The organism is Vibrio sp. 2017_1457_13, assembly GCF_030851525.1.
Classification (GTDB): domain Bacteria; phylum Pseudomonadota; class Gammaproteobacteria; order Enterobacterales; family Vibrionaceae; genus Vibrio; species Vibrio metschnikovii.
The window spans coordinates 88,423-97,118 of the sequence record NZ_VHTA01000011.1 but is presented as its reverse complement, the minus strand read 5'-3'; the positions used below and the strand labels follow the sequence as shown (position 1 = coordinate 97,118).

General features: G+C 43.3%; 9 protein-coding genes and 3 pseudogenes. 5 read left to right on the top strand and 7 right to left on the bottom strand.

Translation table 11 applies throughout. The features are described 5' to 3' along the window. Positions 1-969 precede the first annotated feature (969 nt). Together FKN88_RS15445 and FKN88_RS15440 are read left to right on the top strand one after the other, a co-directional pair. Positions 970-1,185, top strand: a complete 216-nt coding sequence (locus tag FKN88_RS15445; protein ID WP_047104329.1) for a YodC family protein — start codon at positions 970-972, stop codon at positions 1,183-1,185. Between the two features lie 4 nt (positions 1,186-1,189). Then, positions 1,190-1,456: a hypothetical protein gene (locus tag FKN88_RS15440; protein WP_047104331.1), complete on the top strand. Its 267-nt coding sequence runs from the start codon at positions 1,190-1,192 to the stop codon at positions 1,454-1,456. A 264-nt stretch (positions 1,457-1,720) separates the two neighbouring features. Here FKN88_RS15440 and FKN88_RS15435 read toward each other — a convergent pair whose 3' ends face one another. From FKN88_RS15435 to FKN88_RS15425, 3 genes and pseudogenes are all read right to left on the bottom strand, one after another. Beyond that, positions 1,721-2,773: a transposase gene (locus tag FKN88_RS15435; protein WP_238134449.1), complete on the bottom strand. Its 1,053-nt coding sequence runs from the start codon at positions 2,771-2,773 to the stop codon at positions 1,721-1,723. Then, positions 2,770-3,657, bottom strand: coding sequence for a site-specific integrase (locus FKN88_RS15430; protein WP_085285706.1), 888 nt, complete (start codon positions 3,655-3,657; stop codon positions 2,770-2,772). Before FKN88_RS15430 ends, FKN88_RS15435 begins: the two co-directional genes overlap by 4 nt. Positions 3,658-4,022: 365 nt before the next feature. Next, a pseudogene (locus FKN88_RS15425) lies at positions 4,023-4,247 on the bottom strand (transposase domain-containing protein); the annotation flags it as partial. Positions 4,248-4,371: 124 nt separating this feature from the next. Between FKN88_RS15425 and FKN88_RS15420 the strand changes: the two are divergent. Next, complete coding sequence (locus tag FKN88_RS15420; protein WP_269135424.1) at positions 4,372-4,866, top strand: transposase; 495 nt, start codon at positions 4,372-4,374, stop codon at positions 4,864-4,866. Between the two features lie 52 nt (positions 4,867-4,918). Here FKN88_RS15420 and FKN88_RS15415 read toward each other — a convergent pair whose 3' ends face one another. Both FKN88_RS15415 and FKN88_RS15410 read right to left on the bottom strand, forming a co-directional pair. Continuing rightward, positions 4,919-5,644, bottom strand: a complete 726-nt coding sequence (locus tag FKN88_RS15415) for a hypothetical protein (protein WP_306687639.1) — start codon at positions 5,642-5,644, stop codon at positions 4,919-4,921. Continuing rightward, the gene (locus FKN88_RS15410) at positions 5,587-6,324 is read right to left on the bottom strand and encodes a UvrD-helicase domain-containing protein (RefSeq protein ID WP_306687638.1); all 738 of its coding nucleotides are present in this window, start codon (positions 6,322-6,324) and stop codon (positions 5,587-5,589) included. The genes FKN88_RS15415 and FKN88_RS15410 overlap by 58 nt, the downstream gene beginning before the upstream one ends. On the opposite strand from FKN88_RS15410, the pseudogene FKN88_RS15405 reads away from it, so the two are divergent. Together FKN88_RS15405 and FKN88_RS15400 are read left to right on the top strand one after the other, a co-directional pair. Then, positions 6,309-6,566, top strand: a pseudogene (locus FKN88_RS15405) (toprim domain-containing protein); the annotation flags it as partial. The gene FKN88_RS15410 and the pseudogene FKN88_RS15405 sit on opposite strands and share 16 nt — an antisense overlap. A gap of 87 nt (positions 6,567-6,653) precedes the next feature. Beyond that, positions 6,654-6,905: pseudogene (locus FKN88_RS15400) on the top strand (transposase); the annotation flags it as partial. 174 nt (positions 6,906-7,079) lie between these two features. On the opposite strand, the gene FKN88_RS15395 reads toward FKN88_RS15400, so the two are convergent. After that, positions 7,080-7,454: a hypothetical protein gene (locus FKN88_RS15395; RefSeq protein ID WP_233268190.1), complete on the bottom strand. Its 375-nt coding sequence runs from the start codon at positions 7,452-7,454 to the stop codon at positions 7,080-7,082. 1 nt (position 7,455) lies between these two features. Then, the gene (locus FKN88_RS15390; protein WP_306687637.1) at positions 7,456-8,655 is read right to left on the bottom strand and encodes a hypothetical protein; all 1,200 of its coding nucleotides are present in this window, start codon (positions 8,653-8,655) and stop codon (positions 7,456-7,458) included. Positions 8,656-8,696 lie beyond the last annotated feature (41 nt).

Here is an 8,696-nt window from a genome sequence, read left to right as displayed (position 1 = left end):
TATCCTTTACGACTACATTGTCAAGTGCATGCAGGAGTTAGCGAAAGCGGAACCTGATATCGATGCACTCCTGCCTTGGAACTTCAAACACTAACAATATCGCCCCGTGGGTTCATGGGGCGGATACGAAACATTTCTGTCCAGAACTGTTTCATTCGGCACTTTCTAGCACGAAAGTGCCCCAAAACAATTCAGATCAAAAGTTCTCGCTCACTTAGTTCACAGTACTTTCCCCTATCAAAAGTTATCCGAAGGAGTTTGGGTAGCAGCATTTTTCTGAAATTATAAGGCATCATGCAATCTAACCTCCGTTAACTTTCATTAACCTATTGATTACACGTTGATGTGGTATTAAAAAGGTTGCATCATAGGAATATGAAAGGCGGCTAAAAGCCGCATAGAAAGCGTTATATTTCTCTTGAATTCAACCTGTTACAAATTTAAAAGTTAAGTGGTAATGTGGGATCTTTGCTGGTTGATGATTTATTGTGATGGATAGCTGTTGATTTGATCAAGTATATCAATACCTATCGAACATTATCGTTTGGGCTCATTTAGCTGCTATTTTGATTTGGTTTACATTAATGGTTTGTTTCTCTGAGATTTATCATCAGAATCAATGGGCAAGCTTGAGTCAATTTAAAAATTAACTGTTTGTTTTTGTGCCAAAAATTAGTTCAACTTACGTTAAGTGACTGATGTTGTTTGCTATTTTTAAAGGTTGTTTGGTGTTTCAGTAGCTGTATGGAACTGAAATATAACAAACAATTCAAGCAGACCCTCAACGCGTGGCATTTTTATTATGCGTTGAGTTTAGTGATTACGGCGTTGTGCGGGAAGTTGGTAGTTGCGTTTCGGGCTACTTAATTGGGCGTTAGGCTACATATTTAAACTTATAGCACTTGAAAGTGCCAAATTTACCCTTATATAAAATATAGTTATTAGTGTTTTGTTGAGTATGGAGTGGTTATGAGCGAACAAGCAATTTACGCAGTTGGTGATATCGTAAAACTTAAATCTGGTGGTCCAGATATGACTGTAAAAGAAGTTATTACAAAAGGCTTAGGCTCTACTGATTATGGCTCTTTCAGTGGTAATTATCGTTGTCAGTGGTTTGCTGGTAAAAAACTAGATAACGGTGTTTTTCCACAAGAATCTCTACTCAAAGTAAGCTCTGGCGAATAATTCAATGGATGCAAAGTCACTTGCAGCTTGGATGCAACTTGAGCTTGAAAAGCAAGGTTGTCTTTATCAAGATGATGTTGTCGATCATGCTATTAAATCGTGCGCTGAACAACTGTTGCGTGAAAACGCTGATGGTAATCAGGTAATAGGGCGTCAAGCTCTGAATGAGTTTAAAAAGCTAAATTCAGAAACTGTGGTTTGGGTTCGCCCTGATAAGTATTGGCGTTTTCGAGTCCCAGAAGATGAAGAAGGTAGGGATGCTAGAGGGTAGCCTGTAGCCTAACAAACAAGGATAAGTGTCGCGCAGCCGACACTTTATCTGGGTGTTGAACAAGCCCAAGCCACTTATATAGTAAATTGCAGATTCGATGTTTATGGTAGGTACGGAGTAGACCGTATTTTCAAGGCGAGCAAAGCCACGGCGTGACGATGTTTATTCATCACGTCGATAACCCTCTAACATTTCGGTGTTTTTTTCAGTGTATCTCCTATTAATGAAGTCGCGGCCATTATCCTTATTCGGGTTACCTTTCGGCTAGCTCGGTCGGCTTACCCCGACACAAGCCATCTCGTGGTCACAACAGGGACAAGCTCGCACTGCTTTGCTTCTAACCGGTTGCTCTTTATGCGGAGTACAGTAAAACAAAGCAAGTAGCAGCAACTGGATCCTAACGCGTGTCTGTTTGGCATTTCCTCGCAAGAAGCCATAGTCTCTGACACGTTGCATTCCTTTGGGCAGGACATGCTGCAGGATAAGCCATAAGAACTTCAGTACGGGCAGAGTCCGGGTTTGATGCGTGTTGGTTTGGCTGTCTAGATAGCGGAAGGTGACCTCGGTATCAGTGACTTTAATGATGTCTTTGTCTGGCAATACGCCCCGATAAAGATAACGGGAGAGATATTGAAGAGCGGACAGTCCGAAGCCAACACATCGGCAGTCAACCACCCACTTGTTTGGTACGCTTTTAGGTAAGGACATGACGTCATCATGAACGATGGCATCGAGCAGTCTTGCTCGCCAGACTTTAGCGAGAGCGAAGGCATTAAACAAGTAACGTTTATTGCCCTTGTGCCATTGTTGTCGGGAAGCGTCATACCGGCCGCCAGCGACGATAACGTGGAGATGCGGATGCAGATTTCGTTGTCGACTGTGAGTGTGTAACACGATGGTAAAGCCCAGTTCTCCTTTATGTTCTCTTTGGGCGAAGTCTTTTAATACGCTCGAAGCGACAGTGAACATTGCCTGATAGAGTGCTTTGGGGTGCTGACGAGCTAGCTCCCTTAACTCATAAGGTAAAGTGAAGGTCGCCATGTAGTAATGAACGGGCAAGAGTTTTTGTTTTTGGCGCTCTAGCCAGTCTGATGTGGTGCGGTGTTGGCACTGAGGACAGTGTCGGTGACCACACGAGAGTGGCAATCGGTCATCATGATGGCAGTGAGAACAAAACCATTGAGAGCGTCCTTGTTGCTCGGTTTGGCAACGCAACATAGCGGCCATGGCTTGGCGGATGTCATCGGTGATGTGAGAGTCATAATGCCGCTCAAGTTCATCACGATACTGGCGAAGCAGTTCGATAAAAACGCTCATGCGTCCTCCCATCTTAAAGTGAGGCGGTCAGCCAGTTGGTTCAACGCTATTGCCATGTTGTATTGTTTGGGTTGAGTTAATTGGGTATAGCGAGCGGTGGTATTTAAACTGCCATGACCGAGCAGGGTTTGCAGTGAACGTAGGTCAAGTCCTTGTTCAAGCAGGTGGGTGGCAAAGCAGTGGCGTAAGGAATGCGGGCTAATGGCAGAGCTGAGATGACACTCTTTGAGCACCTGTTTCATGGCTTTTTGTATTCCGCCTCTGTCCATTGGTGTGTTTTGTTGACCATTATTGCCAGGGAATATAAGAGTGGGATGCCGATGGGTAAGCCAGTGAGATCGAAGCGCATTCAGTGTTCTCTGTGGTAAGGGAATGAGTCTGTCCTTTCCGCCTTTACCTTCACGAATATGCACTTGCATAGCGCTACTGTTGATATCTTGAGTGGTTAAGTTGAGTCCTTCGCCAAGGCGTAATCCCATGGAATACAGGGTAAGGAAGAACACTTGATAGTGGCGCTTTCTGGTGGTGCTTATCAGTAATGCCACTTGCTCAGGAGTTAGAATATCCGGCAGACGCTTCACTTGCGGTGGTTTGACGATATTTAACCATTCCCACTGCTGATTGAGGGTGTAGCGATAGAAAAACTGCAAGCCGTTACGGTCGAGTTTGACGGTGCTCCATGAGTGAGATTGGATAAGGCTCGCAAAGTAAGTGCGAAGTTCTGCGGTGGTCAACGTATCAGGTGAACGGTTAAAAAACTCACTAATACGACGAACAGCACGAGAGTAGGCATCAATAGTGGCTGGTCTTTTGCCTTGCAACTTTAGATTGGTAAGATGTTGTTGGTAAAGAAAATTGAAGTGTTCTTGTTCATGAGGGGTCATAATCATTTCTCCGGTAGACACGGTCGGAATGACAGTGTTACTGAAGAGTATGGACAAGAGGCTATTGACTCTGCCGCGCAGCGGCTTCGTTCAACAAACGCTTCAATAGGGACAGGCAACGCTGGGCATTTTTGGTTCAAATGAACATTTTAGGTTATGGCTATTCTGATTGAGTGTAGCTGTTTTACGTTGCCTGCCCTTTAAGCGGGCGTTATGTAACCGTAGAGAAAAAGATCACAATTTATTGATAATTAAGCTATTTCTATGCTTTGTCGTATTTTGATTTTGGTTTCTGATTTATTTGATAGGTACTTTTAACTCATTGTTTAAATGTATCCACGCCATGAACCCACGGGGCGATATTGTTAGTGTTTGAAGTTCCAAGGCAGGAGTGCATCGATATCAGGTTCCGCTTTCGCTAACTCCTGCATGCACTTGACCATGTAGTCGTAAACGATAAGGCCGTTGGCTTTCGCTGTCTCGACGATACTGTAAAGCATCGCGCTCGCTTCAGCGCCATTTGCAGTGTTCGAGAACAACCAGTTCTTCCTGCCTATAACCAGCGGTTTAATTGCACGTTCAGCACGGTTGCATATTTCGGAGCATTCCGATCAGTCATTTCGGGATTATCCGATCACCCATTTCCGCGATTATCCGATCACTTTTAGCCTAACTCCGAAATCGGTGATCGGAATAGCGAAAACCGCGATCGGAATGCCCGAAATCCTTCCTTTTTCTCTTTTAAATCAATCCGATGATGAAGCCAGGGAGCTAGGACTTAACGCGGGGCAACGGTTAGCTTGGCATAAAAAACTATCACTTCCGGTAATGGAGCAGATCCGAAACTGGGGTCAGGCCGAGCTGAACAGGGGAAATACAGAAGAAAACAGCGGGCTTGGTAAAGCAATTAATTATTTTACTAAGCATTATGAGGGGCTGACCGCCTTCTGCCGTCTCGAGGGAGCACAGCTGGATAATAACCGAGCGGAGCAAGCACTCAAGCTAGTTGCTCGCAACCGAAAAAATGCCCTGTTCCATAAAACACAGGCTGGTGCGAGCATTGCGGATGTGATCATGGCGATGATAGCGACATCAGCCGAAGCGGGTATAAATGTGCTGGATTACTTTAATACGATACAGCGAATGGAAAGTGAAGTTAAGGCTAATCCACAACAGTTCTTGCCCTGGAATTATCAGTCCAATATCTAATCAAAACAGGCTCTGGCTTTCGGCCAGAGCCGCTTCTTAATACCTATGTACACTATCTTCTCGTAAGCTCACAATACTTTGGGTTCAAAACACTGACACGATGTAAGCACTCAAATTTCCCAAGCATTCGGCTGAACTGCGCTAGGTTACGCTGAGCACGCTCATTGCCATTTTTTTGCTCTAAGTATTTAGAAAACAATGGGAACTGCAAAATATCGTAAAAGATTCCAAGAAATGAGCTATCTGCGTTCTTGGTTAAGTTGATGTGCTCATGGGCTTTTTTCTTACACCAGGCAACTAAGTCTGACTGTTCTGACTTCGGCAGTTCAGTGAGCAAAGGCGCTAAACATTGCTGCTCATAGTAGTTCCATATAGGCAGAGCTTTCCCTTCCTGTGAGCGTTTTTTGCGGTCAGGTAGAACCATGGGGAAAACAATATGAAGAACCCCGATCATCAATCGAATTTCTTCTCGTTCGAAGAATAAATTGGCTCTCGGAGAATAGACAGGAATCCCTTTATCTTCGAGCGATTGAGCTAGAGCTCTCACTTTATCGTTCTTCACTGATCGGAATAAGAAAGCCACTTGATTCCAGTCGGTCAGTTGGCCATTGTCTCTCAAATGAGTTAACAACTGGTAAATATCGTCATGCCAATCATCTCCTTCAGGAGTAATGGCACTCACTACCGCTGGCCCATCCGGAAAGTCGCCATCTCGCGCAATTATGTTTTTGGGATAGCGATAGTTAACTTGGCCTCGTAACCAAGGCTTATCTCCCATATACGTATCGTAGAAGCCAACGATTTCAGGGTGTGAAGATAGTTGGTAGATAACTTAACTTGTTGACACTGGCCAGGAGAAAACTGTTGTGGAAACTCGAGTATGTTACGCACACTTGCACCACGGAAACGGTACAAAGCTTGGTCATCATCACCAACAACACACAGGTTTTGCTTTTCTCCCATCAGTAACTGAAGCAGCTTTTCCTGAATAGTATTGGTATCTTGGTATTCATCCACCATGAGGTATTCAAGCTTATTTTGAAGCTCCTCAAGCAGTGATGGATTCTCAAGCAATAGATGATACGTTTCTAACTGAATACAAGAAAAATCCAACGCGTTGTGCTTAGTTAGCAGCGTTTGATATACGCGATAGCTCTCGCCCAATGCATTGATTGCCATATCAGGAGATTGGCACAGCACCTCAACGTCAAGAACCTCTTCAGAAGCCTTATTCAACCAAGTCATTAGATTTTCTGACTTAATCCAAGCAGGGAGTTTATGCTCTCCCTGAATGTGCTCGATGCCTTCAATATCTCTGAACGCTCGTAAATTCTGATAAAGGAAGTACTGCTGATCAAACTGGTCCATCAGCACAAATGAGCGTTTCAGCCTAGTGAACTCTCGATATTCCTCTAGAACTCTCAGACAGATTGAATGGAAGGTCGGTTGTGAATGCAACGCTACTGGCTAGGTTTGAACCACCAAGTAATGTGAAAATGCTGTACATCTGGGCAGACCACGATCTCTCTGAGACCGGCCTGAATGCAGCGAATGAACTCAAGAAAAAAGCCTGGCAAAAAGGCATTCTGACACAAGTGTTGATCCCTCCGATACCAACGTCACTTGGCGTGAAAAGTTGGGATTGGAATGATGTGCTGAATGTTTACGGTGCCATGGGCTTTCCGAAAGTTCATATCTGATCCAAGGGGCTTCGGCCCCTTTTTTGCGCCTTGCATATTTGAAAAAACATGGAGAATGAAAAATAGATAACCAATAGGAGAAACAAACATGATGGTATTAACTCTGTTAACAAAGCAGATAAAGCGCTGGCCAAAATCCAGAAGCTCTATGGAATAGAATCTCGCTTAAAAGGTGAATCTGCTGAAAAAAGAAAATCAGAACGTAAACAACATGCTAAGCCGATACTGGATGAGTTGTACGAGTGGATGACGACTCAACAAGTGATGGAGTCTAGCCCGCTGGGTAAGGCGATAAAATACACGCTCGGCCAATGGCTGAAACTTATCCGCTATATCGATGCGCTCCTGCCTTGGAACTTCAAACATTAGCAAGATCGCCCCGTGGGTTCATGGGGCGTTTACCTTAGTTTTAAACTCGAATTGTGATCTACTTAGTCGACAAGTAGAAAGAGACTGGCAACATTCGCTGCCAGTTTGAAACGGCATTCTGACTGGAGTGTGTATTTTTACATTTTACTTCATTAAACGAAGAAATTGAGGATTAGAAACCTGCATCTGCAAGCTATTTTTGTTTTCCGTGATTTTTCCTCGCACACAGACTTTTTGCTCATTAAATCTAGTCAGTTGACCAAAGCGGTTCTCAAAGCCTTTCAGGTTATCATCCCAAATTAAAATTGCTAACGATTGGTTCGGGTATGGCTTATCTAGATTTAGGTAAGTCGCCTTTCTACCCTTGTGCACTTGGGCCACGACTCCACAAGCCATTACTGTCTCACCAACATGAAAAGCGGCACGGTATGATTCAATCCTTTGTTCATTGGCCCTGACTTGAGTTGGTAGTGCCATTAAAGAAAGACATAAGGTTCCGACTAATGCTAAGTTTTTCATTTTAGAATATCTCAATTTGATTATTGTATTTTACGATTATCTGAGGCTGGCCATTAAATGAAGTGATATCACCTGAGATACAGAGTCTTTGATTTAAAAAGTGTTGGAACTGCTCACCGTATCTTAATACATTGTCTGCGTCTGAGTCCCAAACAATAGCCCTAAACGTTGTGTTCGGGGATGGGTATTCAAAATTAAGGTAAGTCCCTTTAGAAAAGGCTTTAACCTCTTTGGCAACTCCGCACACGACCTGATATGTCCCAACCAAGCTTTTTGCTTGGCTGGTTGCAATAGCCCCTTGCTTGTGTAACTCCCCCGCCCGAGTTGGTACCGCTTCATCAACGTTAACTTCTACCCATTCATGGATACTTTTTTTATCATCGGTTTTGACATCATTACCATTAGAGCTTGTTAAGTTGTCAATTTCTATCATTGACTCACCGGAAGCATTCATAATGCTTATAGCAGCTCCACGGTTATCTATGGGCTGCTTCAATTCATTGAAATCTGGCACTTCAGATTTTGTCCACAGAAAGATAACTCCAACTAATACGGTAGATAACGCAACACTTATACCTAACCAAAAACTAGATTTAGACCCGGAAACCTTTTGGTTGGTCACCAACTCTTTTGTGGGGGCTTGTTGTTGTGGCGCTCTTATTTCTTCAACCAATGTTCTGAGTTGGTTAATTTCATCTTCAATCGATTTATGATTATGGCTTGAACGCTCCAGTTCATTGATTTTCTTCTCGTACCATTCCATCAAACGTTCTCGTTCTCGAACCTTACTTTCTTCAGTGATCTTATTGGTCGATTGAAGGTGAAGGGTTTGTCTAATCTTAGCCACAACTTCAGAAGACTCCCAGATCATTTGTTTGTTGCTAAAACGAAGCACCATGCCAAATTTAGTTATCAGTGAATTTTGACGAACAAGAAAATCTTTCCAGCGTTGATGATTAATATCTTTATATGTCCCATCTAGCTCAATTGGCAGGAAGTAACCTTTACTTTCATTTACAATCATGAAATCGATATAACGGTTACCACCGTTGTCATCGATAAAATGAAATTGAGGTACTACATCTGCGGGGCTAATCTCTGGTATTTGAGATAGAATCTTGTCAACAAATGCCTCCTCATACCCTACCACATGATCAATTTGTTTTTTGTATTTTATTTTCCAAGTACGCCAGTTGTTCATAACTTATTGTATATTCTAATGTTGGAGTCCAAGCTTTCTAA

Excerpts from the sequence above, each read along its gene's own strand:
- FKN88_RS15445 (WP_047104329.1), top strand. The coding sequence starts at position 970 with ATGAGCGAACAAGCAATTTACGCAGTTGGTGATATCGTAAAACTTAAA.
- FKN88_RS15440 (WP_047104331.1), top strand. The coding sequence starts at position 1,190 with ATGGATGCAAAGTCACTTGCAGCTTGGATGCAACTTGAGCTTGAAAAG.
- FKN88_RS15435 (WP_238134449.1), bottom strand. The coding sequence starts at position 2,773 with ATGAGCGTTTTTATCGAACTGCTTCGCCAGTATCGTGATGAACTTGAG.
- FKN88_RS15430 (WP_085285706.1), bottom strand. The coding sequence starts at position 3,657 with ATGACCCCTCATGAACAAGAACACTTCAATTTTCTTTACCAACAACAT.
- FKN88_RS15420 (WP_269135424.1), top strand. The coding sequence starts at position 4,372 with ATGCCCGAAATCCTTCCTTTTTCTCTTTTAAATCAATCCGATGATGAA.
- FKN88_RS15415 (WP_306687639.1), bottom strand. The coding sequence starts at position 5,644 with ATGGGAGATAAGCCTTGGTTACGAGGCCAAGTTAACTATCGCTATCCC.
- FKN88_RS15395 (WP_233268190.1), bottom strand. The coding sequence starts at position 7,454 with ATGAAAAACTTAGCATTAGTCGGAACCTTATGTCTTTCTTTAATGGCA.
- FKN88_RS15390 (WP_306687637.1), bottom strand. The coding sequence starts at position 8,655 with ATGAACAACTGGCGTACTTGGAAAATAAAATACAAAAAACAAATTGAT.